The organism is Bartonella sp. M0192, assembly GCF_016102305.1.
GTDB lineage: Bacteria > Pseudomonadota > Alphaproteobacteria > Rhizobiales > Rhizobiaceae > Bartonella > Bartonella apihabitans.
The window spans coordinates 250914-276637 of the sequence record NZ_JACFOU010000001.1 but is presented as its reverse complement, the minus strand read 5'-3'; the positions used below and the strand labels follow the sequence as shown (position 1 = coordinate 276637).

General features: G+C 47.2%; 23 protein-coding genes. 16 read left to right on the top strand and 7 right to left on the bottom strand.

What is annotated here, in order from left to right; all coding sequences use genetic code 11:
- The first annotated feature begins 4 nt into the window (after positions 1 to 4).
- The 6 genes from sucD (at position 5) to lpdA (ending at position 7793) form a co-directional block, all read left to right on the top strand.
- The gene (sucD, locus tag H3S82_RS01285; protein WP_077973359.1) at positions 5 to 907 is read left to right on the top strand and encodes a succinate--CoA ligase subunit alpha; all 903 of its coding nucleotides are present in this window, start codon (positions 5 to 7) and stop codon (positions 905 to 907) included.
- A 131-nt stretch (positions 908 to 1038) separates the two neighbouring features.
- The gene (locus H3S82_RS01280; RefSeq protein ID WP_198233267.1) at positions 1039 to 4035 is read left to right on the top strand and encodes a 2-oxoglutarate dehydrogenase E1 component; all 2997 of its coding nucleotides are present in this window, start codon (positions 1039 to 1041) and stop codon (positions 4033 to 4035) included.
- A gap of 33 nt (positions 4036 to 4068) precedes the next feature.
- Positions 4069 to 5286 carry a 2-oxoglutarate dehydrogenase complex dihydrolipoyllysine-residue succinyltransferase gene (gene odhB / locus H3S82_RS01275; RefSeq protein WP_198233268.1) on the top strand — a complete coding sequence of 406 codons (1218 nt, stop codon included), beginning with the start codon at positions 4069 to 4071 and terminating at the stop codon, positions 5284 to 5286.
- Between the two features lie 16 nt (positions 5287 to 5302).
- Positions 5303 to 5698: an MAPEG family protein gene (locus H3S82_RS01270; protein ID WP_198233269.1), complete on the top strand. Its 396-nt coding sequence runs from the start codon at positions 5303 to 5305 to the stop codon at positions 5696 to 5698.
- Positions 5699 to 5701: 3 nt separating this feature from the next.
- Entirely contained in the window at positions 5702 to 6340 is a 639-nt protein-coding gene (locus H3S82_RS01265) for a LysE family transporter (protein ID WP_077973354.1), read from the top strand.
- 46 nt (positions 6341 to 6386) lie between these two features.
- Positions 6387 to 7793 (top strand): dihydrolipoyl dehydrogenase, encoded by a 1407-nt coding sequence (gene lpdA / locus H3S82_RS01260; protein ID WP_078040258.1) that lies wholly within the window; start codon positions 6387 to 6389, stop codon positions 7791 to 7793.
- Between the two features lie 382 nt (positions 7794 to 8175).
- Here lpdA and H3S82_RS01255 read toward each other — a convergent pair whose 3' ends face one another.
- Genes H3S82_RS01255 through H3S82_RS01245 form a run of 3 tightly spaced genes read right to left on the bottom strand, consistent with a single transcriptional unit; the run spans position 8176 to position 11734 of the window.
- The gene (locus H3S82_RS01255) at positions 8176 to 9303 is read right to left on the bottom strand and encodes a TraB/GumN family protein (RefSeq protein ID WP_198233270.1); all 1128 of its coding nucleotides are present in this window, start codon (positions 9301 to 9303) and stop codon (positions 8176 to 8178) included.
- 37 nt (positions 9304 to 9340) lie between these two features.
- Positions 9341 to 10579, bottom strand: a complete 1239-nt coding sequence (locus H3S82_RS01250) for a saccharopine dehydrogenase family protein (RefSeq protein ID WP_198233271.1) — start codon at positions 10577 to 10579, stop codon at positions 9341 to 9343.
- Between the two features lie 57 nt (positions 10580 to 10636).
- Positions 10637 to 11734 carry a carboxynorspermidine decarboxylase gene (locus H3S82_RS01245; protein ID WP_198233272.1) on the bottom strand — a complete coding sequence of 366 codons (1098 nt, stop codon included), beginning with the start codon at positions 11732 to 11734 and terminating at the stop codon, positions 10637 to 10639.
- Between the two features lie 177 nt (positions 11735 to 11911).
- Between H3S82_RS01245 and H3S82_RS01240 the strand changes: the two genes are divergently transcribed.
- From H3S82_RS01240 to mnhG, 7 genes are all read left to right on the top strand, one after another.
- Positions 11912 to 12370, top strand: coding sequence for a BA14K family protein (locus H3S82_RS01240; RefSeq protein WP_198233273.1), 459 nt, complete (start codon positions 11912 to 11914; stop codon positions 12368 to 12370).
- Positions 12371 to 12586: 216 nt separating this feature from the next.
- Positions 12587 to 15508 carry a monovalent cation/H+ antiporter subunit A gene (locus H3S82_RS01235; RefSeq protein ID WP_198237088.1) on the top strand — a complete coding sequence of 974 codons (2922 nt, stop codon included), beginning with the start codon at positions 12587 to 12589 and terminating at the stop codon, positions 15506 to 15508.
- The gene (locus tag H3S82_RS01230; RefSeq protein ID WP_075869471.1) at positions 15508 to 15849 is read left to right on the top strand and encodes a Na+/H+ antiporter subunit C; all 342 of its coding nucleotides are present in this window, start codon (positions 15508 to 15510) and stop codon (positions 15847 to 15849) included. Before H3S82_RS01235 ends, H3S82_RS01230 begins: the two co-directional genes overlap by 1 nt.
- Positions 15846 to 17525: a monovalent cation/H+ antiporter subunit D gene (locus H3S82_RS01225; protein WP_198233275.1), complete on the top strand. Its 1680-nt coding sequence runs from the start codon at positions 15846 to 15848 to the stop codon at positions 17523 to 17525. Before H3S82_RS01230 ends, H3S82_RS01225 begins: the two co-directional genes overlap by 4 nt.
- Positions 17522 to 18013 (top strand): Na+/H+ antiporter subunit E, encoded by a 492-nt coding sequence (locus tag H3S82_RS01220; RefSeq protein WP_198233276.1) that lies wholly within the window; start codon positions 17522 to 17524, stop codon positions 18011 to 18013. The genes H3S82_RS01225 and H3S82_RS01220 overlap by 4 nt, the downstream gene beginning before the upstream one ends.
- Positions 18010 to 18291: a K+/H+ antiporter subunit F gene (locus H3S82_RS01215; protein ID WP_198233277.1), complete on the top strand. Its 282-nt coding sequence runs from the start codon at positions 18010 to 18012 to the stop codon at positions 18289 to 18291. Before H3S82_RS01220 ends, H3S82_RS01215 begins: the two co-directional genes overlap by 4 nt.
- The gene (gene mnhG / locus H3S82_RS01210; RefSeq protein WP_198225566.1) at positions 18288 to 18704 is read left to right on the top strand and encodes a monovalent cation/H(+) antiporter subunit G; all 417 of its coding nucleotides are present in this window, start codon (positions 18288 to 18290) and stop codon (positions 18702 to 18704) included. Before H3S82_RS01215 ends, mnhG begins: the two co-directional genes overlap by 4 nt.
- Positions 18705 to 18990: 286 nt before the next feature.
- Here the strand turns inward: mnhG and H3S82_RS01205 are convergent, their stop codons facing one another.
- Positions 18991 to 19935, bottom strand: a complete 945-nt coding sequence (locus H3S82_RS01205; protein WP_198225567.1) for a prephenate/arogenate dehydrogenase family protein — start codon at positions 19933 to 19935, stop codon at positions 18991 to 18993.
- Positions 19936 to 19939: 4 nt separating this feature from the next.
- Positions 19940 to 21046, bottom strand: a complete 1107-nt coding sequence (gene hisC / locus H3S82_RS01200; protein WP_198233278.1) for a histidinol-phosphate transaminase — start codon at positions 21044 to 21046, stop codon at positions 19940 to 19942.
- A gap of 133 nt (positions 21047 to 21179) precedes the next feature.
- On the opposite strand from hisC, the gene H3S82_RS01195 reads away from it, so the two are divergent.
- Genes H3S82_RS01195 through H3S82_RS01185 form a run of 3 tightly spaced genes read left to right on the top strand, consistent with a single transcriptional unit; the run spans position 21180 to position 23985 of the window.
- Positions 21180 to 22364, top strand: a complete 1185-nt coding sequence (locus H3S82_RS01195) for a homoserine O-acetyltransferase (RefSeq protein WP_198233279.1) — start codon at positions 21180 to 21182, stop codon at positions 22362 to 22364.
- Positions 22361 to 22993, top strand: a complete 633-nt coding sequence (metW, locus tag H3S82_RS01190; protein ID WP_078040249.1) for a methionine biosynthesis protein MetW — start codon at positions 22361 to 22363, stop codon at positions 22991 to 22993. Before H3S82_RS01195 ends, metW begins: the two co-directional genes overlap by 4 nt.
- Complete coding sequence (locus H3S82_RS01185) at positions 22990 to 23985, top strand: phosphotransferase enzyme family protein (protein ID WP_198233280.1); 996 nt, start codon at positions 22990 to 22992, stop codon at positions 23983 to 23985. The genes metW and H3S82_RS01185 overlap by 4 nt, the downstream gene beginning before the upstream one ends.
- Here the strand turns inward: H3S82_RS01185 and modC are convergent.
- Entirely contained in the window at positions 23948 to 25039 is a 1092-nt protein-coding gene (modC, locus tag H3S82_RS01180) for a molybdenum ABC transporter ATP-binding protein (RefSeq protein WP_198233281.1), read from the bottom strand. The genes H3S82_RS01185 and modC overlap by 38 nt on opposite strands.
- The gene (modB, locus tag H3S82_RS01175; protein WP_077973323.1) at positions 25036 to 25722 is read right to left on the bottom strand and encodes a molybdate ABC transporter permease subunit; all 687 of its coding nucleotides are present in this window, start codon (positions 25720 to 25722) and stop codon (positions 25036 to 25038) included. The genes modC and modB overlap by 4 nt, the downstream gene beginning before the upstream one ends.
- Positions 25723 to 25724: the final 2 nt, after the last annotated feature.

Sequence of the window (25724 nt, the reverse complement as noted above, 5' to 3'; positions counted from 1 at the left end):
AGTCATGTCGATTCTTATCAACAAGGATACAAAAGTTCTCGTACAGGGTTTGACCGGCAAAACAGGCACGTTCCATACCGAGCAGGCACTTGCCTATCATGGAACCAAAATGGTGGGTGGCGTTAACCCGAAAAAAGGTGGCGAGACCTGGCATGGCGCCAATGGTGAAGAACTGCCTATTTTCGCAACTGTTGCCGAAGGTAAGGACAAGACCGGTGCCGACGCATCGGTGATCTATGTTCCGCCGGCAGGTGCTGCGGCTGCAATCATGGAAGCAATTGATGCCGAAATTGGCCTTATTGTCTGTATCACGGAAGGTATTCCGGTTCTCGATATGGTCAAGGTCAAGGCAAAATTGAGAAAATCGAAATCGCGCCTTATCGGCCCGAACTGCCCCGGTGTACTCACACCTGATGAATGCAAAATCGGCATTATGCCGGGATCGATCTTCAAGAAAGGTTCGGTCGGTGTTGTATCGCGCTCGGGAACTTTGACTTACGAAGCTGTTTATCAGACAACGGTCGAAGGTTTGGGTCAGACAACAGCTGTTGGCATTGGTGGCGATCCGGTCAAGGGTACCGAATTTATCGACGTACTCGAGATGTTCCTTGCAGACGACGAAACCAAGTCGATCGTTATGATCGGTGAAATTGGCGGTTCTGCCGAGGAAGACGCTTCCCAATTCCTGATTGATGAAGCCAAGAAAGGGCGCAAAAAACCGGTTGTCGGTTTTATCGCCGGTCGTACAGCGCCCAAGGGCCGTACAATGGGCCATGCCGGTGCGGTGATTTCCGGTGGCAAAGGTGGAGCAGAAGACAAGATCGCTGCTATGGAAGCAGCCGGTATTCGTGTTTCTCCCTCGCCTGCACAAATCGGCAAGACCCTCGTCGAGGTTCTCAAGGATTGATAGTAAAAGCCACCCGGGCGACTGGTTCGGGTGGCTTGATTTTTTAACAGAAGCGAATGCTTCTTCAACACCAATTCGTAGGGTGTTCCCGCGGATATTAAGGAGACGGAACAGGTGTTCCGGCAGAATATATGGCAAGGCAGGACCAGACAAACGATCTTTTTGAACAAACTTCGTTTTTATATGGTGGCAATGCTGACTATATAGATCAGCTTTATGCCGAATATGAGAAAAATCCCGCTGGCGTAGATCCGCAATGGCGTGAATTTTTCGATAATTTAAAAGATAATAAGGAAGATGTGCTGAAAAATGCTGAAGGCGCATCCTGGCAGCGTGACAACTGGCCGGTAAAACCGGTTGGCGAGCTGGTATCGGCTCTGGACGGTGATTGGTCGGCTGTTGAAAAACATATGGGCGACAAGCTCAAAGGCAAAGCAGCAGAAGCAGCCAAAAAAGGCGGTTCGGCTGTAAGCGATGCCGATATTATTCAGGCTACACGCGATTCAGTGCGCGCAATTATGATGATCCGCGCCTATCGTATACGCGGCCATCTTCATGCGAAACTCGATCCGTTACAATTGCGTGAAGCACCGGAAGATTATAACGAATTGTCGCCTGAAACCTATGGTTTCACAACGGCCGATTATGACCGTAAAATATTTATCGACAATGTTCTCGGGCTTGAATATGCAACAATCCCGCAAATGTTGGAAATATTGAAAAACACCTATTGCAATACAATCGGTGTCGAATTCATGCATATTTCCGATCCGGCAGAAAAAAGCTGGATTCAGGAGCGTATCGAAGGCCCGAACAATTGGGTATCGTTCACGCCTGAAGGTAAAAAGGCTATGGTTCATAAGCTCGTAGAAGCCGAGGGTTTCGAAAAGTTTCTCGATACGAAATATAAGGGCACAAAGCGTTTCGGCCTTGATGGCGGTGAATCGCTTATTCCGGCTCTTGAACAGATCATCAAGCGCGGTGGTGCTCTCGGTGTTGAAGAAATCGTTTTCGGCATGGCTCACCGCGGGCGTCTTAACGTTCTCTCGCAGGTGCTCTCCAAGCCTCATCGCGCAATCTTCCATGAATTCAAGGGTGGCTCTTATAAGCCTGACGATGTCGAAGGTTCGGGCGATGTGAAATACCATCTGGGTACATCTTCCGATCGCGAGTTCGATGGCAACAAGGTGCATTTGTCACTTCTCGCCAACCCGTCCCACCTCGAAATTGTTGACCCTGTTGTTATCGGTAAAACCCGTGCAAAACAGGATTTGCTTGCCGGTCCGAGCCGCAGTGATCTTGTTCCGCTCAGTGAACGGGCAAAAGTTATGCCGGTTCTTATCCATGGTGATGCAGCTTTTGCAGGGCAAGGTGTTATTCAGGAAACATTGGGTCTTTCGGGGCTGAAAGGTTTCCGTGTTGCCGGCTCGATCCACTTCATCATCAACAACCAGATCGGCTTTACCACCAATCCGCGTTTCGGTCGTTCAACGCCTTATCCATCAGATATTGCCAAGATGATCGACGCACCGATTTTCCACGTTAATGGCGATGATCCGGAAGCGGTTGTTTATGTTGCCAAAGTTGCAACAGAATTTCGCATGATTTTCCATAAGCCGGTTGTTATCGACATGTTCTGCTATCGCCGGTTTGGTCACAATGAAGGTGATGAACCGTCCTTCACGCAGCCATTGATGTATAAAGCCATTCGTGGTCATAAAACCACTTTGGAACTTTATGGCGAGAAGCTGGAAAAAGAAGGCCTTATCAAGGCTGAAGAACTCGACCAGCAAAAGCGCGAGTGGCACGATAAGCTTGAAAAAGAGTTTGAAGCCGCCACTTCCTATAAACCCAACAAGGCCGATTGGCTTGATGGCACATGGACAGGCTTGAAAGCCGCCGACAATGCCGACGATCAACGTCGTGGCGCAACCGGCGTGCCGATCAAGACACTGAAAGAAATTGGTGAACGTCTGGTTGACATTCCGGCCGATTTCCATGTTCACAAGACCATTAAGCGCTTCCTTGATAACCGTGCAAAAATGTTTGCAACAGGCGAAGGAATCGATTGGGCAACCGGTGAAGCTTTGGCTTTCGGTTCACTCGTTATAGAAGGTGCACCGGTTCGTCTTTCCGGTGAAGATGTCGAACGTGGTACATTCAGCCAGCGTCATTCTGTTCTTTATGATCAGGAAAACGAAAACCGCTATATCCCGTTGAATAATCTTAAAAAGGGTCAGGCCATTTATGAACCTGTCAACTCGATGCTTTCGGAAGAAGGTGTATTGGGATTTGAATATGGATATTCACTGGCACAACCGCTCGGCTTGAACTTGTGGGAAGCCCAATTCGGTGACTTCGCCAATGGTGCGCAGGTTCTTTTCGACCAGTTCATTTCCTCGGGCGAACGCAAATGGTTGCGTATGAGCGGCCTTGTCTGCCTGTTGCCACACGGATTTGAAGGTCAGGGTCCTGAGCACTCTTCAGCCCGCCTTGAACGTTATCTGCAACTATGTGCAGAAGATAATATGCAAGTTGCCAATTGTACGACACCGGCAAATTACTTCCACATTTTGCGCCGTCAGATCAAACGCGATTTCCGTAAACCCTTGATCTTGATGACACCGAAATCCTTGTTGCGTCACAAACGCGCCATTTCTTCGTTGAGCGATATGGGAGCCGATACAACGTTCCATCGCTTGTTGCTTGATGACGCCCAACAGCTCAAGGATCAGGCAATCAAGTTGCAGAAAGACAACAAGATCCGTCGCGTTGTTCTCTGCTCCGGCAAGGTCTATTATGACCTTTACGAAGAGCGCGAGAAACGCGGAATCGATGATGTCTATCTGTTGCGTGTTGAACAGCTTTACCCGTTCCCGGCAAAAGCCTTGATCACTGTTCTTTCCCGCTTCTTGCAGGCGGAAATCGTCTGGTGTCAGGAAGAGCCGAAAAATATGGGTGCCTGGTCATTTATCGAACCGTATCTTGAATGGGTACTGGCTCATATCGGTGCGAAATATCCTCGCGCCCGTTATGCCGGTCGTCCTGCAAGTGCTTCGCCTGCAACCGGGCTTATGTCGCAACATCTTCAACAGCTTGCCGCGTTCCTTGAAGACGCGTTGGCTTAATTCTCAAATCACTCTGACGTATGGAAAAAAATTATGGCTAATGAAATCCGTGTTCCTACTCTGGGCGAGTCCGTTACTGAAGCAACCATTGGGAAATGGTTCAAAAAAGTTGGCGATGCTGTCGCTATGGACGAGCCCTTGGTTGAACTTGAAACTGATAAAGTAACAGTCGAGGTTCCCTCGCCTGTTGCAGGAAAATTGACCGAAATTGCCGCCAAAGAAGGTGACAATGTCGAAGTTGGCGCGCTTCTTGGCTCGATCGAGGCGGGAGCTGCCGGCAATGTTGCTCCGCAGCCAAAGCCTGCACCGGCACCGAGCGCTCCTGCACCACAACCGGCAGCAAGTGCACCTGCAGCCACTTCCGGCTCGATGCAGCCTGCTCCTTCTGCTGCTAAACTAATGGCTGAAAACAATTTGTCAGCCGGTCAGGTTGATGGTTCGGGCAAGCGTGGACAGGTCCTCAAAGGCGATGTTCTTGATGCTCTTGCAAAAGGTATTTCGGCCGCAGCTCCGGTTGCAGCACCGCGCGCGGCATCCCAGCCGCAAGATGCTGCACGTGAAGAACGCGTCCGCATGACAAAATTGCGCCAGACCATTGCCCGTCGTTTGAAAGACGCACAAAACACCATGGCGATGCTCACCACTTTCAACGAAGTGGATATGTCGGCTATTATGGACTTGCGTAAACGCTACAAGGAAATGTTCGAGAAGAAGCATGGCGTCAAGCTCGGCTTCATGGGCTTCTTCACCAAGGCTGTTTGCCACGCTTTGAAAGAAGTTCCTGCTGTTAATGCCGAAATCGACGGCACCGACATTATTTACAAAAATTATGTCAATGCCGGTATTGCTGTTGGTACAGCCAAAGGCCTTGTTGTTCCTGTTGTCCGTGACGCAGACCAGCTTTCAATTGCAGGAATCGAAAAAGAAATCGGTCGTCTTGGACGTCTCGCACGTGATGGCAAGCTTGCTGTTGCCGATATGCAGGGTGGCACATTCACCATCACCAATGGTGGCGTTTATGGTTCATTGATGTCGACACCTATCCTCAATGCTCCTCAATCGGGCATTCTGGGTATGCACGCCATCAAGGAGCGTGCTGTCGTTGTCAATGGCGAAGTTGTTGCCCGTCCGATGATGTATCTGGCTCTCTCTTATGACCACCGTATCGTTGATGGTCAGGAAGCTGTTACATTCCTCGTTCGTGTTAAAGAATGCCTTGAAGATCCGGAACGTCTCGTTATCGATCTTTAAAATAGGATAGTCGTAAATGAATGCACCAGCAGCATTATTGGCCATAAGCGTCATATTGTTGTTGGTGCATATTTTTTTGCAGGCTTATCTCGCAACACGTGAATTGGGACGAAGCTGGAACGCCGGACCAAGAGATGGCGGTGAGGCGCCAAAATCTGTTTATGCCGGTCGGGCAATGCGAGCGAGTGCCAATTTCCGCGAAACTTACCCGGCATTTCTGGCATTGATGTTGCTTGGTGATTTTGCACCCAATAACATCATGTTAACCGTGGCCGGTGGCTCCATATGGGTCGTAGCAAGGATTATCTATATTCCGCTTTACCTCTTGGGTATCCCCTATATTCGCAGCATTGTCTGGCTGGTTTCCATTTTCGGATTGGTCATCATGCTTTTTGCTGCTTTCTGGAGATAATTGATGGCTCCTTATTTTGTCGAATGGTCAACATTGATGGCAGTATTCGCAATTGCGGCAATAACGCCGGGAGCCGATTTCGCATTGATTTTGCGCCAATCTCTGGTTCATGGGCGTGAGGCCGCTTTTGCAACCGCTTTCGGCATCGGCGCGGCTTTGCTCTTTCACGTGAGTTACACAATTCTGGGACTTGGGTTGCTCATCTCGAAATCCCTTATTCTGTTTAATGTCGTTAAGTGGCTCGGTGTTCTCTATCTTCTCTATATCGGCATTAAAAGCATTACCTCGCGTGGTATTGCGGGTGAAAAAAACGAAAATATGAAAAGTAAAAAAACACGGCAGAGTTTGAAAAAAGCATTTTTTGCCGGATTTACCGTCAATGCTCTTAATCCCAAAGCGGTGTTTTTCTTTCTTTCTATTTTCTCGACATTTGTCGCACCGATAACGCCTATGGCAGTCAAGTTTTGCTATGGCCTGTCGATGTCGGCACTTCTTATTGGATGGTTCGTTCTGGTTGGCATTTTTATGACAACCCCTGCCATTCGCTCATTATATCAACGCGCTGCCAAATGGATTGATCGCCTTTGCGGAGCCGTTTTCATCGCATTCAGTATCAGGCTTATGTTTCAGAAAGCCTCTTAAGTTTTAGAATTTTCAGGTCTCAGCGGCCGTAACGAAAGGAAAAAGAATGTCTTATGATGTTGTGGTAATTGGAGCAGGTCCCGGTGGATATGTTGCGGCAATCAAGGCAGCGCAACTCGGGCTAAAAACAGCAATCGTGGAAAAGCGCGATACATTGGGTGGTACATGTCTTAATGTCGGTTGTATTCCTTCCAAAGCTTTGCTCTATGCTTCCGAAATTTTTGCCGAAGCCCAACACGGTTTCGAGGCTTTGGGTGTTTCGGTTTCCAAACCCAAACTCGACCTTGCCGGCATGATGGCCCACAAGCAGAAAACTGTTGATGGTAACACAAGCGGTGTCGCGTTTTTGATGAAGAAAAACAAGATTGACACCGTTTACGGCACGGCAAAAATTCTTGGTGCAGGCAAAGTCGAAGTTGCTGCCAAAGATGGCTCGAAACAGACTCTTGAAACCAAAAATATCATTATCGCAACAGGTTCCGACGTTGCCGGTATTCCCGGTCTCAAGATCGATATTGACGAAAAAGTTATCGTTTCCTCAACCGGTGCTTTGTCACTTTCCAAAGTACCTCATCACATGGTTGTGGTCGGCGCCGGTGTGATCGGTTCCGAGCTAGGTTCGGTTTGGAGCCGGCTTGGTGCAAAAGTCACAGTCGTCGAATTTCTCGACAAGGTTCTGGGGCCGATGGATGGAGAAGTTTCCAAACAGTTCCAGAAACTCATGGAAAAACAGGGCATTGAATATAAACTTGGTGCAAAAGTAACCGGCGTTGAAAAAACCGCATCCGGTGCAAAAGTTACTTTTGAACCTGTCAAAGGTGGTTCGGCTGAAACTCTCGAAGCTGATATTGTTCTCGTTGCTACCGGTCGTCGTCCTTACACGGAAGGGCTCGGTCTCAAAGAGGCCGGTGTAGTACTGGATGAACGTGGTCGGGTGAATATCGATTCACATTGGCAAACGAATATTGCCGGAATTTACGCTATTGGCGATGTTGTCAAAGGTCCGATGCTTGCCCATAAAGCGGAAGACGAAGGTGTTGCTCTCGCCGAAATTCTTGCCGGCCAGAAAGGCCATGTCAATTATGACGTTATTCCGAGTGTCGTTTATACAGAGCCGGAAGTCGCTTCTGTCGGTAAAACCGAAGAAGAACTCAAAGCTGCCGGTATCGAATATCGTGTTGGCAAGTTCCCCTTCTCTGCCAATGGTCGTGCCCGCGCTATGTTGAAGACTGACGGATTTGTAAAAATCCTTGCTTGTGCCAAGACCGACAAGGTTCTGGGCGGCCATATCCTTGGCTTCGGTGCCGGTGAAATGATTCACGAAATTGCTGTCTTGATGGAATTTGGCGGCTCATCGGAAGATCTGGCACGGACTTGCCATGCTCACCCGACAATGTCGGAAGCTGTAAAAGAAGCTGCATTGGCCGCTTTTTCAAAACCGATCAATATGTAAGTGAATTGACATATCATTCAAAAAGGCTGCCTTCGGGCGGCCTTTTTATTTAAATCAAACCGGATTGATAAGGTCACTCCGGAATTCCGGTGTCAGCTTGGAATAGGAGTGGCTTCTATTCAGTGCTTCCCGTTTTTAATTAAGGAAAACACGACGATAATATTCGTATCGACGAAAGCCGTGATAGAGATTCTCTTCAAGCTTTCCCATTTAAAGAAATCATTATTGATTTAATAGAAAATGACCGGACTGAAAAAGAGAAACGCGTTTATCCGGTACCGGTCGCAATCGGGCCGCATGAGGTCGTAATTTCCCGCCTTAATGAGCCTTCAATATTGGCAGCAAAAGAAAACCTTCGGCCGTCTTGTTGCTTTTAAAATTGTCAGAATTTGATGGGGCTGACTTTATAGCCATGTTTGCGTAATTGTTCGACAAGCCCGCTATCGCCAACCATATGCGCTGCACCAACCGCTATAAAGCTGTTTCCTTGTTCAATCAAAGGAAGTGCGCGTTCAGACATGCGTAGATTGCGTTTAGTCATTAAAATATCTTTGAAAATTTCCTGATCTTTTTTGCTGATCGTTGTTTTAAACATAGTATCAAGAACCAGAATTTCTCCAATGCGACTTTGTTTATAAAGTTGTGTTTCGGTATAAAACATATTGACGTAAAATTTGGGGTTTTCGAGGTAGTCTTCAATTGATCTTGCCTGAAAACTTAAAGGCAGTTTTTCAATTGCAGAGAGTTGTTCATCAAATGTTTCAAGACCAATAACCGGTTTTCCGAGTTTTTTGGCGTTTTGCCCGATTTCTACATCAAGTGCATGGTATCCATGAGCCTCCCGACGCGCCTCGCAGGCTGGTAGGCTCAATGTCATCCAGACGAACCATGGTTTGTTGTTGGAGATAAGATCAAAAGGTAAGTTGTGGTTTTCAAATGTAGCTTTGAGTTTATTGAATTCCTGCCGCGAAAGTCCATCCTTGAAACGTTCACCTTTCTTGGCAGTCAGAAAATCAGGAGAGGCAAGAAGCTTTGTTGTCATTGCTTTACCGTTATCGTCTGCTGCTTCACTCAATTCGAGGGCGACACGATCTGCATTTTCAAGTGCTGTTTTGACTCTAGGAGCGAGATTGACGATTTCCGGATCGGTCACGTGCATTGTACCGAAAAGATAGGATGGTTCGGTTCCTTTTTTTTCAACCCTCCAGAATCGCGCATTGCCATTTTTTATTTTTCCGGAACGTTCCAAGAATTTCCGGTTTTCTTCTTTTGAAAATTTTTTAGTTAAATCCTCACCCGAACAGACGGCCGGCTCTGCCTGATTTTTTTGTTCGAGCAGTGCCTTCGGTAAAAATTTTTCAAACAGTTTTGGTTGTGGTGCTGTCTCGTCTTCACTCAATGCCGGTGAAGAAAAGCAAAAAGTGCCGGCAAACAAAGCCAAAAGAAAAGCGAAATGTCTCGATAATCTCGAGATTGTTTTGAAATATATTCGGCTTTTCTTTTGCATCATAACCTTCCGGTTTGCTGGCACTTGTCAGTCATTAAAGCTATAAATCGAGTTTTTTATCTTCTTTTCCTTCGCGAATTCGGGTGGGCAGCCCCATTTCATCAAGCTTCTTCAGAAATGGTTCCGGTGGCAATTCTTCCACATTGGCCATGGTTTTTACATCCCAATCGCCAAGTGCCACCAAGATAGCCGCTGCCACGGCCGGAACACCGGCCGTGTAGGAAATAGCTTGTGAACATGTTTCAAGATAGGCTTCTTTGTGGTCGGCAATATTATAGATGAACAGTTCACGGTGTTTACCGTCTTTTTCACCTTTGATAAGGTCGCCAATACAGGTCTTGCCGGTATAATCCGGTGCGAGCGAAGACGGGTCCGGCAAAACAGCTTTGACCACTTTAAGCGGCACAACTTCCAGACCTTCAGCAGTTTTTATGGGCTGTTCGGATAAAAGTCCAAGATTTTTCAACACATTGAACACGGTGATATAACGTTCACCAAAACCCATCCAGAAGCGGATATTCGGTACATCAAGATTCTTTGACAAAGAATGGATTTCGTCATGACCGGTCATATAGGTGTTGCGCCTGCCGACAACAGGCAAATCCCATTCGTGGCCGATTTCAAACATTTTGTTTGAAACCCATTTGCTGTCCTGCCACGACCAGACCTGACCGGTAAATTCGCGAAAATTGATTTCCGGATCGAAATTGGTGGCAAACCAGCGCCCGTGACTACCGGCATTAATATCAATAATATCAATGTCGCTAATTTTGTCGAAATAGTCCTGATGGGCAAGCGCCGCATAAGCATTGACCACACCGGGGTCAAATCCTGCTCCGAGAATGGCCGTTACTTTATGTGCTTCACATTCTTCGCGGCGCGGCCATTCATAATTGCCATACCAGGGTGGTGTCTCGCATATTTTTAGCGGGTCCTCGTGAATGGCGGTATCAATATAGGCTGCACCGGTCTCGATACAGGCCGAAAGAACCGACATATTGAGAAAAGCCGAGCCGACATTGATAACAATCCGGCTTTTTGTTTTGCGAATAAGATCTGCCGTCGATTTTACATCCATCGCATCGAGGTGGTGCGTTTCGAACACACCCTTCACCTTCATGGATTTTTTCTCTTTGACGGATGCAATGATCGATTCGCATTTTTGCAATGTTCGTGATGCGATATGAAGATCACCGAGAATATCGTTATGTTGGGCGCATTTATGAGCAACCACCTGAGCTACCCCACCTGCGCCAATAATCAGGATATTCTTTTTCATTCCCGGTTTGTCTCCTAAATTCTGCTTTCAAAATCTTTGTTAAATTTGGAGCCTTTTTCAAGAAAGGCTTTCACAATAGTCTTTATACCCGAATTCGCGTTGAACACGAATGGTTCCATCCAATTCTTTTATCGCAATAGCGGGCATATTAAGACCATTAAACCAATTTTTTTTCACCATTGTATAACCGGCGGCATCTTCTATCGATAAATGGTCGCCTATTTTCAACTTTTCAGGAAAACGGAAGGTTCCAAAAATATCGCCGGCAAGGCATGATTTGCCGCAAATCATAATTTCATGCGCCCCCTGATTTGGCGAAATTTTTGCTTTTTCCCGATAAACGAGAAGATCAAGCATATGGGCTTCGATGGAACTGTCAACAATCGCAAGATCTTTGCCATTATGCATTGTGTCAAGAACTGTAACTTCAAGTGTTGCGCTATTGGTAATAGAAGCTTCTCCCGGTTCAAGATAAACCGTAACACCATATTTATCGGAAAAACGCTTGAGCCTGTCGGCAAAAGCTTCAAGCGGATAATCTTTACCGGTAAAATAGATACCGCCGCCAAGGCTCACCCATTCTACATGGTGAAAAAGTTGGCCGAATTTTTGTTCTATATCGGAAAGCATCCGGTCAAACAAAGCGAAGTCGCCATTCTCGCAGTTATAATGAATCATAAAACCGTTCAAGAGCGGCAAGACCGCTTCGATTTTTTCGTAACTTGTTTCGCCAAGACGGCTGAAAGGGCGGGCAGGGTCGGCAAGGTCGAAGCCGGAACAACTGACCCCGGGATTTAATCGCAACCCTCTCTCGATATTTTCGGATTTTTTTTCAAATCGGTGAAGCTGGTTGATGGAATTGAATATGATTGTATCGGCATAAGTGATCGCCTCATCAATTTCGTAATCGGCCCAGGCAACCGAATAGGCATGGGTTTCTTTGCCGAATTTTTCTTTTCCCAAACGCAGTTCATAAAGCGATGACGATGTGGTGCCATCCATATAGCGCGCCATAAAATCGAAAACGCCCCATGTTGCAAAACATTTCAATGCCAAAAGCGATTTGGCGCCCGACAGTTCACGAAGACGTGCAATTTTTTCCATATTGTGCAGCAACTTCGATTTGTCGACAAGGTAATAGGGCGTTTGAAGCATTTTTAAATCCTGCAATATCCGGTTTTTTTCCGATGGCTCTTAAAGCCTCGACCACATATAGAAACACATTTCTATAAGCGCAAATATGTTCTTCATTAACTATAGCAAAAAAGAGTGCAGTTTTCTCGATTTGATGTCTGCTATAATTTTCTTGTCTCGTTCCGGGAAGGATTCTTAATGCGTAAATTCAATAAACCTTTTTACTTGTTTGTCGGACTGCCAGTGATCGGTTTGGTTGCGACTTTTTCGTCACTTGCTGCCGATCTTGATGAAAATCTCGTGATTGCGCAAAACGCAAAAACAACAGAATCCTCTGCCATTACAAGCACGAGCCGTGGCGAATTGAACGGGTTCAAAGGCTATCGTCATCACCGTACCGGTTATAAAAAACATACTGATGGCTGGTGGTATCCGGAAGCAGCATTTCAACCGGGAGCACATGCCGATAGCACCAATGTGAAACCTAAAAAAGCGTCACAAAAAGCCAAAAAAGACGACGACAAGCCATGGCTTATCAAAAACCATGTCGATTTTTGTTCGTCAAAATATAAGTCCTATACAAGTTCCGATAACAGCTACCAGCCTTTTGACGGTCCGCGAAAACAATGTGTATCGCGTTATTATAGTCCGAAATGAACATCGTCCGATTGATGACAATCGGACTTCATAAACGCCCCATTCAGGTGAAATGAGGAAAATTTGGAAAAAACGGCAAAATTTTCTCCATTAAACTTTTGAAAAGGCTTGCGTTATATGCTTGAAAAAATCCAATATGGGATTGAGGTAAAACCGATTCATTTCCGGTGACCTATATAGAAACAAGGCCCCGAAAAACAGGATGGTGTATAGATAATGACAACACGGGAAGCAATCTTGATATTGCTGGTAATACTTCCCTTTGTTGGTAGTGCCATTATCGGTTTTTTTCGTTCCACAGCAAAAAATAATGAGGCATGGTTTGTCGGTGCGATTGCGCTTATGGCGCTGTTTTGCACCATTATGCTTTATCCGGCCATTTCAGCCGACAATGTTATAAGACTTGATATTTCATGGTTGCCGCAATGGGGATTGAATTTCACCTTGCGGATAGATGGTTTTTCCTGGTTGTTTGCACTTCTGATAACGGGTATCGGCCTGCTCGTTGTTGTCTATGCCCGTTATTATATGAATCCGGCGGATCCGGTTCCACGTTTTTTTTCATTCCTGCTTGCCTTTATGGGCTCGATGCTCGGAATGGTGTTGTCAGGCAACATTGTTCTCCTCGTTATCTTCTGGGAACTCACCAGTATTTTCTCGTTTCTTTTGATCGGCTACTGGTACCATAATGCAAGTGCACGTGACGGCGCGCGCATGGCCCTGACGGTGACAGGGTTCGGTGGCTTTGCGCTTCTTGTCGGCATGTTGATTATCGGCCATATTGTCGGCAGTTATGATTTGGATGTGGTGTTGAATTCGGGTTCACTCATCAAGAGAAGTCCGCTCTATATTCCGGCACTTGTCTGTGTGCTTCTCGGAGCATTGACAAAAAGCGCACAATTTCCGTTCCATTTCTGGCTCCCTAATGCAATGGCCGCACCAACACCGGTTTCTGCCTATCTTCATTCGGCAACAATGGTCAAAGCCGGTGTGTTTCTTATGGTGCGGTTCTGGCCGGTATTGTCGGGAACAGAAGAATGGTTCTGGATTATCGGGCTTTGCGGCTTGATCACGCTTTTGATCGGTGCCTATTTTGCCATGTTCCAACAGGACCTTAAAGGTCTGCTTGCCTATTCGACAATCAGTCATCTGGGGTTGATAACCACGCTCTTAAGTCTTGCAAGCCCGCTTGCTTGCGTTGCAGCAATCTTTCATATCGTCAACCATGCCATTTTCAAGGCATCATTGTTTATGGCAGCGGGCATTATCGACCACGAAACGGGAACCCGCGATATGCGCAAATTGTCGGGGCTTTTCCGCTATATGCCGTTTACCGGAACGTTGGCGCTGGTTGCAAGTGCTGCCATGGCAGGTGTGCCGCTTCTCAACGGCTTCATATCGAAGGAAATGTTTTTTGCCGAAGCAGTTGAAGTTCACATGGAATCATGGCTCGACAAGAGTACACCTTATCTTGCTACGCTCGCGGGATTGTTGAGTGTTACCTATTCGGTGCGTTTTATCCACGGAGTATTTTTTGGCGGAAAACCGCATGATTTGCCAAAAACGCCGCATGAACCACCGCATTTCATGCGTTTTCCCATCGAGCTGTTGGTGTTTTTATGCCTTCTCATCGGCATATTTCCGAAATTTGCAATTGGTGGCGTTTTGGGAACAGCCGTCCATTCTGTATTGGGGGCTGAAACACCGCATTATGATCTTGCTCTCTGGCATGGATTCAATACGCCGCTTGTCATGAGCCTCATTGCTTTGATAGGCGGGCTTATACTTTATATTCTTACGCGCAAATATCTGAAATCATGTGAAGGTGGGCCGCCATTTTTCAGACATTTGAAAGGGCAGCGTATTTTTGAACGCGTATTGGTAACAATATCATGGAAATGGGCGCGTTCGGCCGAGGCTTTTCTTTCTACCCGTCGTCTGCAAGTGGAAGCACGCTGGATTATCCTTGCGCCCATCGTTGCACTCTTGTTGTTGGTTGCCGGCAATCAATGGATTGATGCGGGTGCATTGCCGCTTTTTCCGCTTGATCTACCATTTTTAATTATCTGGCTGATCGGTGGTGTGTGCGCAATATTGGTTGCATGGCAGGCAAAATTCCACCGCTTCGCTTCGTTGATACTTTTAGGTGTAACGGGGCTTATGACCTGTGCCACATTCTTGTGGCTTTCAGCACCCGATCTTGCATTGACACAATTGGTTGTGGAAGTTGTTACCACAGTTCTTCTGCTTTTGGGGCTCAGGTGGCTGCCCAAACGCTTGCAAGCACCTGACCCTATGCCGGACGGTTTTACGCCATGGTTGAGAAGAGGTCGCGATTTGCTCATTGCGATTGCAGGCGGGGGCGGTTTGGCATGGCTTTCCTATTGTGTGATGACCCGTCCGCAAGGCGCAACAATTTCAGATTTTTTCCTCACCCATTCCTATTCCGATGCCGGTGGGCGCAATGTCGTCAATGTGCTTCTCGTGGATTTCCGTGGCTTTGACACGATGGGCGAGATAACCGTGCTCGGTATTGTAGCGCTCACCGTTTTTGCCCTGCTGCGGCGTTTCCGTCCGGCAGTTGAAAGTATCGAGGCACCGACACAACAACAGGTCCAGTCGGCTTTTGACGAAGCAAGGCCCGATCGGGAGGTTGGTGACACAGTTTCCGACTATCTTGTTATTCCGCGCATTATCATGCATTGGCTCTTTCCTGTTATTATGGCCTTTGCCGTCTATTTATTCATGCGCGGGCATGATTTGCCGGGCGGCGGTTTTGCCGGCGGTGTCACTATGGCTATCGGATTTATTCTGCAATATGTGGCATCGGGAACGCGGTGGGTGGAAAGTCATCTGACAGTTTTACCGCTGCGCTGGATCGGTTTCGGTATTCTTCTGGCATTGGTAACCGGTATCGGTTCATGGGTCTTCGGCTATCCGTTTCTTACCTCCTATTTTCAATATACGAAGGTTCCTTTTATCGGAAAAATGCCGACAGCCAGTGCTATGGCGTTCGACCTCGGTGTTTTTTCACTTGTTGTCGGCGCAACTGTGCTGATGCTCATTGCGATAGCGCACCAATCAATCCGGCATTATCGCGTTGGTAAAAGAACTGCTAAAAAAGAGGAGGGACGCTGATGGAAATTGTTCTTTCTCTCGGTATCGGTGTGCTTGCCGGTTCAGGAATCTGGCTCCTTTTGCGGCCCAGAACCTATCAGGTTATTTTGGGCCTTTCGCTTATTTCCTATGCGGTCAATCTGTTTATTTTTTCAATGGCGCGTCCCCGCTCGAATGCAGCACCGATTGTTGACCCCTCCAATCCTGTCAATCCGGCAAATTATGCCGATCCGATACCGCAAGCGCTGGTTCTTACAGCCATTGTGATCGGTTTTGCGACAACCGCATTATTTCTTGTTATTTTGCTGGTTTCACGAGGGCTAACCGGTTCGGACCATGTCGATGGAAGGGAAAATAAATGACCGAAAATTTTCTCTACCATCTCGTTATTCTGCCTATTCTTCTGCCCATTGCGACTGCGGCACTTCTGCTTTTTTATGATGAAAGACGCCGCAAACTCAAATTATGGATAAGCCTTTCGTCGATAGGACTTCTCATTCTTGTTTCTATCGGATTGATCGAACGGGCTGTCGATGTTTCGCCACATGCGGAGGTTTATAGCCTTGGAAATTGGCAAGCGCCTTTCGGAATTGTTCTGGTGCTCGACCGGTTAAGTGCGGTCATGGTTTTTCTGGCAAGCATTCTTGCGGCTGCTTCATTGGTGTTTTCGGCTGCCCATTGGCATAAAGCCGGTCCACACTTCCATTCTCTCATGCAATTCATGATTGCCGGTGTAAACGGTGCTTTCCTGACCGGAGATCTGTTCAATCTCTTTGTGTTCTTTGAAGTTATGTTGACAGCATCCTATGGGCTTGCCCTCCACGGTAGCGGGCTGGCGAGGGTGCGTGCTGGTATGCACTATGTGGTGATCAATCTTATTGCTTCCTCGTTTTTTCTGATAGGCGCAGCTCTCATTTACGGTGTTTGCGGAACATTGAATATGGCCGATCTTGCGTTGAAGCTCCAAACTCTCAAATCGGCCGATCGTATTATTTTCGAGTCCGGCGCGGCAATTCTCGGAATTGCTTTTCTGGTCAAAGCCGGCATGTGGCCACTCAACTTCTGGCTGACACCGACTTATAGTTCTGCTGCTGCACCAGTCGGTGCAACATTTGCTATTTTGAGCAAGGTCGGAATTTACGTTATTTTGCGGCTTACATTACTGGTCTTTGGAACAAATGGTGGAACGTTAACCGGTTTTGGTAATGACATATTGTTTTATGGCGGGCTCGCAACTTTGATATTCGGTTTTATCGGAGTGCTCGCAAGTCAGGCTCTGGGACGGCTTGCCTCCTATAGCGTTCTGGTGTCATCGGGAACGCTGCTTGCCGCTATCGGAACCGGCAATGCTTCGCTCACCGCTGGCGCACTTTTTTATATTGTTTCCTCCACTTTGTCGCTTGCGGCATTTTTCCTGCTCGTCGAACTCGTCGAACGTAGTCAGGATACCGCCGCCAATGTTCTTGCGGTAACAATGGAAGTTTATGGCGAGGACGAGGAAGATGAAGAGGATGAGGTCGGCACTTATATTCCGGCAACGCTTGCAATTCTTGGAGCATGTTTCGGAATAACAGCGATTCTCATTATCGGTATGCCGCCATTTTCGGGGTTTGTCGCAAAATTCATGATGATTACCGGTATTTTCAATCCGGATGGACTAAATGGCGATGGTTATCAACCAAGCGCGAGGGATTGGACTTTTGTCGCTCTTCTCATCTTTTCCGGTTTTGCCGCACTTATCGCCATGACGAGAACCGGCATCCGCACTTTCTGGGCGTCGATTGAAGGGAAAGTGCCACGCGTGCAAGTGATAGAATTTGCTCCCGTTGCAGGTTTGCTCGGCTTGTGTCTTCTATTGACCATCGCTGCCGGTCCGGTAGCAGGCTATCTGGGAAAAGCCGCAGAAGAATTGCATCATCCGCAAAATTATATCGACAGTGTTTTGCCGCAGGCAAACGTAGCCGTAAGCCCCAACCCGTCACAAGAAATAACAGCAGGACTTATTGATAAGGTTGATGTTGAAAGGGGTGGAAAATGAAACGCATAATCCCCTATCCATTGTTGACCTTGTCGCTTCTTCTCATGTGGATGATTTTGAACGGCTTTACCTTGGGGCAGGGGATCATCGGCATTGTCGTTGGACTTGCAGGCGGGTTTTTAATGCGGTTATTAAAACCGCAGAAGGTACATATCCATAATTGGGGCGCGGTTATAAGGCTGTTTTTTCGTGTTACGATCGATATTGTAAAGTCGAATTATGAGGTTGCCCTCTATGTGCTTTTCGGCGGGGCAAAACAGAAACAATCCGGCTTCATCACCGTTCCGCTTGAACTTAAAAACCATACGGGACTTGCTGTTTTATCCTGTATTATGACTGCAACACCCGGAACTGCCTGGATTGCTTATCATAGCAAGGATAGCAGTCTTCTTGTCCATATTCTTGATCTTGATATGGATAATGAAAATTATTGGAGAGATTTCATTAAAAATCGTTATGAAAGTCTGCTTCTGGAGATATTCCAATGAGTATTGTTATTCTTTATTGGGGCATCAATATTGCGCAATTGTTTCTGGGACTTGCGATGATCTTGTCGTTTATTCGCCTGATCCGTGGACCACGCGCACAGGACAGAATTTTAGGTCTTGATGCACTCTATACAGCAACACTGATGTTGTTTGTCACTTTCGGCATGCGTTCCGGCACAACAATCTATTACGATTCCGCATTGGTGATTGGCCTTTTGGGCTTTGTTTCAAGTTCGGCTTTGGCCAAATTTCTCATGCGCGGGGAAGTAATCGAATGATTGAAGACTTTCCTCTTTGGCTTTCTATCGTCATTGTGTTTTTCCTGCTTTTAGGCTCGGGACTGACACTGATCGGCGCCATCGGTCTTAATCGTGCAAAAAGCTTTTATGACCGTTTACATATGCCAACGCTCGGAACAAGCTGGGGTGTCAGTGGCATTATCATTGCCTCGATTATCTATTCAACGGTGAGCGGCCACAAACTCATTTCCCATTCTATATTGCTCGCAATATTTATTATTGTAACAACACCTGTCACACTCATGTTGTTATCGCGGGCAGCCATGCAGCGCGATCAATCTTCCAATTCAACCGAATTGCCGGAGAAAATGCGCTATCAAAAGATTGACGATTCTTTGCCGACGCCGCAAGAGCTTCTTGAAAAAACGCCAAGCCTTGATGATTTCAAGTAATGACAAATGGTGAAATGGCTCAACGACTGTAGAGGCGAAACGGCACATTGATCAAGCCGATATAACCGAGCCGACGCTGGCATAAAAGAAATCCGGATTAACAAGAAGGCGCCCTATTTTCTTCGTCAAATATGGGCAATCATTGCTTATCGCTTGTTGCTTTTTGTTTTGAAAGCCTGTTGAGCTACACGGACATGAACCGATCGTCTCAGACAAATCCGGTTATAAGAGATAGTTAAAAGAAGCGCGTTTAATTTTGGCAAACACGCTTCTTTGTGAAGTCCGGTTATTTTTTCAGATCTTCGGGGTGTTTGCGAGCAACCTGACGACCGAAATCCGGTGCATCAACTTCCTGCCCCGCATCAATAATGCCGCGTCTTACGGCACGTGTGCGCGTGAAAAGGTCAAACAGAGCCTGTCCATCCCCCCAGCGGATTGCACGTTGGAGCGACGCGAGGTCTTCACTGAACCGTCCGAGCATTTCAATGATAGCGTCTTTATTGTTCAGGCAAATGTCGCGCCACATTGTCGGGTCGGAAGAGGCAAGGCGGGTGAAATCGCGAAAACCGGAAGCCGAATAGGCAATGACTTCGGAATTAGTGACTTTTTCAAGGTCGCTTGCAGTGCCGACAATGTTATAGGCAATAAGATGTGGCAAATGCGATGTGATTGCCAGAACCAGATCGTGGTGTTCGGGATCCATTCTGTCAACTTTTGCACCACAGGCTTCCCAGAATTGGGTCAATTTCGCGATTGCTTTTTCATCTGTTCCGGGAAGCGGGGTCAAAATGCACCAACGATTGATGAAAAGATCAGCAAAACCGGCGTCAGGACCGGAAAATTCGGTACCGGCAATCGGGTGACCAGGGATAAAGATGACGTTATCGGGCAATTCCGGTTTCATCTGGCGGATAACCGAAGCCTTGGTCGAACCGACATCGGTAACAATGGCACCGGGTTTTAGATGTGGTGCAATTTCCTTTGCAACCTGACCGGATGAACCGACCGGCACCGAAACAATAACGAGATCGGCATCTTCAACCGCTTTGCCATTGTCGGTGGTATAGCTGTCACCCAGTTTAAGTTCGCGTGCCCGTTCAAGCGTTGTGCCTGTACGGGTGGAAATGGCAATATGATCGGCCAATTTTTTTTCACGGATGACACGGGCAAGGGACGAACCGATAAGGCCGATACCGATAAGGGCGATTTTTTTAAATTTGACTTCAGACATTTTTCTACTTCAAAAAATTTTTCAATGTGGCGACAACGCCGCGATTTGCTTCTTCGGATCCAATGGAAAGGCGCAACGCGTTCGGAAATCCGTATCCGGTAACGCGGCGCAAAATATACCCGTTGGCTTTCAGATAATCATCAGCCTGAGCGGCCGATTTTTCTTTGTCTGCCGGAAAATGGATAAGCAAAAAATTGGTGACAGAAGGCGTAACCTTGAGCCCCAACGTTTCGATTTCATGTGTGAGCCATAAACGCCATTTTGAATTATAGGCTATTGCATTCTTGAGATAGGCACGGTCGCGAAAAGCAACACTTGCAGCAGCCTGTGCCGGTACACTGACATTGAAAGCTCCACGAATACGGTTAACCGCATCAATGACATGAAGAGGCGCATACATCCATCCCACACGCAAACCGGCAAGTCCGTAAATTTTTGAAAATGTGCGTGTCATGACAACATTTTCGTTCGCCGAAACGAGTTCGACGCCGGTATCGTAATCATCCTCGGTGACAAATTCGGCATAGGCACCGTCAAGGACTAAAAGCACATTTTTAGGGAGCCCTGCATGAAGCCTTTTGACCTCGGTTGCTGTCAGATAGGTACCCGTCGGATTACCGGGATTGGCGATAAATACGATTTTTGTTCTTTCCGTTACTGCGGCAAGAATGGCATCAATATCGATGCGGCAGTCTTTTTCTTTCACAATAACAGGTTTTGCGCCGGTCCCTCTGATTTGTATCTCGTAAACGCTAAAGCCGTGTTCGGTCATGATTCCTTCATCACCGGCTGTAAGATAGGTATTGGATAAAAGTCCTAACAAATCATCAGAACCGTTTCCCGCCATCAGATTGCTTCTTGCAAGTCCTGTCACTTCCGAAATGGCTTCAAGAAGCGGTGTGGCCGAACCATCCGGATAGAGTTCAAGATGTGCTGCGGCCTGCCGATAGGCGTCAATCGCTGCAGGACAGGGGCCAAGCGGCGACTCGTTCGAAGAAAGTTTGAAAACTTTCCCTGTATTTTTGGTCTCGCTTGATCCGGGAACGTAAGCTGCAATATCCAGAATACCTTTCCTAGGCTGTGGACGGTCAACAAGAACATCTTTTTTCATCGATATTTATCCGGTCTGGTAGTTTAATATTTTACGAAATACCCTTGCTTTCATCCGAAGTCGAGAGAAAATCTTGACATTTGTCAGAGGAGGCGACTAGCTATTCTTTTTCTTTCAAGACGGTGCAACCGACATGACACAAATAAAATCGTCCGGAAAATCTTCCGGCGCGAAAAATTCCCAAGCTGATTTTCCTGACAGTAAAGTAGCGCTGTTCGGACAAGACGAGCCGCTACAGCTAGATAGCGGCGTTGTTTTGTCGCCTTTCCAGATTGCCTATCAGGACTATGGCACATTGAATGAAAACAAAAGCAACGCCATTTTGATCTGCCATGCTTTGACTGGCGACCAACATGTTGCCAACACCCATCCGGTAACCGGAAAGCCCGGTTGGTGGGATATATTGGTGGGACCCGGTAAAATTATTGATACCGAACGCTATTATGTGATCTGTTCCAATGTGTTAGGAGGGTGCCTCGGTTCAACCGGTCCGGCATCGAAAAATCCGAAAACGGGAAAGCCCTATGCACTCGATTTTCCTGTTATCACGATAGGAGATATGGTGCGCGCACAGGCAATGCTTGTTGAAAAACTGGGAATCAAAACATTGTTTTGTGTGGTTGGTGGTTCCATGGGCGGAATGCAGGCATTGCAATGGGCTGCAGCCTATAAGGAAAAAGTATTTTCATCTGTTATTCTTGCGACCGGTGCGCGCCATTCGGCACAAAATATCGCTTTTGATGAAATTGGCAGACAAGCCGTTATGGCTGATCCCAACTGGTTGGGCGGGCGTTATCTCGAAGCAGGAAAACGCCCGACAAAAGGCTTGGCTGTTGCCAGAATGACAGCCCATGTCACCTATCTTTCGGAAGCGGCACTTCATCGCAAATTCGGGCGGAATTTACAAAATAGAGACCAGATAACGTTCGGTTTTGATGCCGATTTCCAGATAGAAAGCTATTTGCGTCATCAGGGGATGACATTTGTCGAGCGCTTTGATGCCAATAGCTATCTTTATTTGACGCGTGCGATGGATTATTTCGATCTTCAAGCCGAATATGGTGGCCAACTGGCAGACGCTTTCAAGGGGTCGCGCGGGCGGTTTTTTGTCGCTTCGTTTTCCAGTGACTGGCTGTTTACCACCGCACAATGTCGTACTTTTGTGCACGCACTCAACGCTGCAGGGGCACGGGTTTCTTTTGTTGAAATCAAAACCGACAAAGGCCATGACGCTTTTTTGCTTGATGAACCGGTGATGTTTTCTGCCATTCACAGTTTCCTGACAGCGGCAGCAGAACAGAGGGGATTGACGGCATGAACGAGGATGAAGAATTATTGTCGGCACTAAAATCCCGTACCGATTTTGAAGTGATCGCCAATTTTATCAGGCCGGGCGCCCGTGTTCTTGATGTCGGGTGTGGCGATGGCAGTTTGCTTTATCTGTTGCAAACGCGGCGCAATGTCGATGGGCGCGGTGTCGAATTATCGCAACAGGGTGTTGACCAATGTTTGCTTAAAGGGCTCTCGGTCATTCAGGGAGATGCCGATAGCGATCTCGTCTATTATCCGGATTCGTGTTTCGATTATGTTATTCTCTCGCAAACATTACAGGCAACGCACAATCCGAAGGTCGTGCTCGAACAACTTTTACGCATTGGCGAGAGGGCCGTTGTCTCCATTCCCAATTTCGGTTATTGGCGCGCCCGCGCACATCTGCTTTTTCTCGGCCGTATGCCGGTTACCAAAGAGCTTCCCTATAGCTGGTATGATACGCCGAATATCCATTTTTGCACGATTGAGGATTTTATCGATCTGGTCAATGAAATAGGGGCAAAAATCGAAGAAGCGGTGGTGTTGAATCGGCAGGGAAAACCCGTCAAAGGCAAATTGCCGTTGGGAGCCTGGAATTTGTTCGGGCAACAGGCAGTGTTTCTGTTACATCGATGATCAATAAAGCCGAAACCGATCTTCCGACTTTGGTAAGGGATCATCTTGCTTGTTGGGATATTCCCGAGAGCGCCCGCATCGACCTTCTCACCATATCGGAAAATGCGACTTTTCGGGTGACTTTCGGGGACGAGACAAGAATTATACGAGTTTATCGGCCTTCCTATCATCAAAATGATGAAATTTTATCCGAACTCCTTTGGCTTCAGGCAATCGAGCAATCCGGCATTGTAACGGTTCCACATCTTTTCACTTCCCGTTCCGGTCAATTGTTTGTCGAAGCGGGCATTTTCAGGCTTGCCTGTTTTTCGTTTATACAGGGACAAGAACCTCAAGCTGATAAGGCGCTTGTGCGCCGGTTTTTTGAACTTGGCAAAATTTCCGCCAAATTGCATCGGCAATCCATAAATTGGGTAAGGCCGGAAAGCTTCATTCGTAAACATTGGACTTATGAAACAATGATCGGCGAAAATGCTGTCTGGGGAGATTGGCGAAAGGCCGAAAATCTTCAACCTGCCGATCGTGAAATTCTTGAAAACTGCGATAGAACGCTTGAATTTTTTTCTTCAACTTTCCCAAAAGATAAAGCCCATTACGGTCTTATCCATGGCGATTTGCGGCTTGCAAATCTGTTGATTGATGGCGAAAACCTTGCGGCGATCGATTTTGATGATTGCGGCTTTTCATGGTTCGGATTGGATCTTGCCAACTCTCTGAGTTTTATTGAAGATAGCCCATTTGTGCCAAGCTATATCAGTGCATGGCTTGAAGGTTATGGAGAAGTGATGCCGGTAAATCGGGAAATGGCAGATATGATTGTCCATCTCGTCATGATGCGCCGTTTGCAATTGACAGCATGGCTTGAAACGCACAATCAAACGCCAACAGCTAAAAAGCTTCGCAAAACTTTTTTGAAAGGCACGGTTGAACTCGCGAAGGCCTATCTTGAAAAAGTTAGCCCTCTTGCTGGTCGATCAGGGCAACGCCTTTAATCTGGGCATAAACATTCATTCCTTCTTTAAGCCCCAATATTTGCCATGAATGGCGTGTGAGGCGTGCAAGAAAATGCGCTCCCTTTCCATTATCACCCAATTCCAGTTTGACCAGAACTTCAAAATACCCCTGTTCCCGCATTGTCAGAATGCGTGCCGGCATCACATTGAGGATCGAGCTTTTTAGCGGTTTTTCGACAGCAAGGCTCACATCATTGGCAGCAATGCGAATGCGCATTTTTTTGCCCCCTACCAAAGGTGCAGACGGGGCAACGAACGTGCCGCCCGGTACATCCACTTCGACAAGGCCGGTATGTTCGTTATAGGATTTGACGTAACCGTCAAGATTGACAGCGGCTTCGCGAGTATTTGCAAGCGGCAGATCAGGATTTGCTTCGATTTCTCTCAAACTGCCGGAGGCAATAACTTTGCCGCTATCCATCAACACCAATGTGTCAGCCAACCGTTCGACTTCGTAAATATCGTGGGTGATATAAATGATCGGCATTGAAAGACGGTCACGCAGACCAATCAGAAAGGGAAGGATTTCATCTCTCGATCGTTTGTCGAGTGCCGATAGTGGTTCATCCATAAGGAGAATTTTGGGATGCGACAGGAGAGCACGGCCAATCGCCACACGTTGACGCTCACCACCGGAGAGATTGTGCGGCGCACGATCGATAAGGTGGGCAATATTCAAAAATTCCACCACTTCGTCGAATGTCGGCGAGAGATTGTTTTCGTCTTTCGCCATAGCAAAGGTAAGGTTCTTTCTGACAGACAAATGCGGAAACAAACTAGCTTCCTGAAAAACATAACCGAGGGGACGTTTATAAACAGGAACGAAACCGGTTTCGTTTTGCCAGCATTCATTGCCGATCTCGACTTTTCCTGAAAACCGGTTAAGTCCGGCAATGCCGCGCAAGACTGAAGTTTTCCCGCATCCGGAAGGGCCGTAAAGCGCAATGACACCGCGAAGCGGTGCATGAAACGTGCAATCGAGCGAAAAATTGCCCAGTGTCCCTTTAAGATCGACAGAAATAGTTTCATTCATAATGTTCGTGCCTGCATAAATTTTTGCAAGAGTGAAACAGTAAGAATGATGCAGAATGAAAAGATAACCATAATGATTGATAGAACATTGGCTTCATGCATCTGACCGGCTTCGACATAGCTCATAATGGTGGTCGAGATCACGGCCGTCTTACCCGGCAGGTTTCCACCAATCATCTGCACAACACCGAATTCGCCAACAGTATGGGCAAACCCCAAAACTGCGGCAGTCATAAAACCGGGGCTCGCAATCGGAAGGGCGACTTTCCAGAATGCTTTCCATGGCGAAGCACGCAACGTTGCCGCAACTTCCATCGGTCTCTTTCCCATAGCCTCGAATGAATTGCGAATGGGCTGAACAACAAAAGGCATGGAATAAATGACCGAGCCGATGACCAGCCCTTCAAAAGTGAAGGCAAATTTATCCATGCCGAACCATGGTGCAATAAAGCCACCTGGTCCATTAGGCCCCAGAAATACCAGAAGATAAAAGCCCAGAACTGTTGGTGGCAAAACCAAAGGTATGGAGATAATGGATGCGACGATTTCTTTTCCATAAGTTTTGGATCGCGACAGCCACAAAGCAATCGGCGTTCCGATAGCCATCAGAAAAAACGTGGTTACCGTCGCCAATTCGGCCGTAAGCTTGATCGCGGTCCATGTCTCATTGGAAAGTAGCATCATGC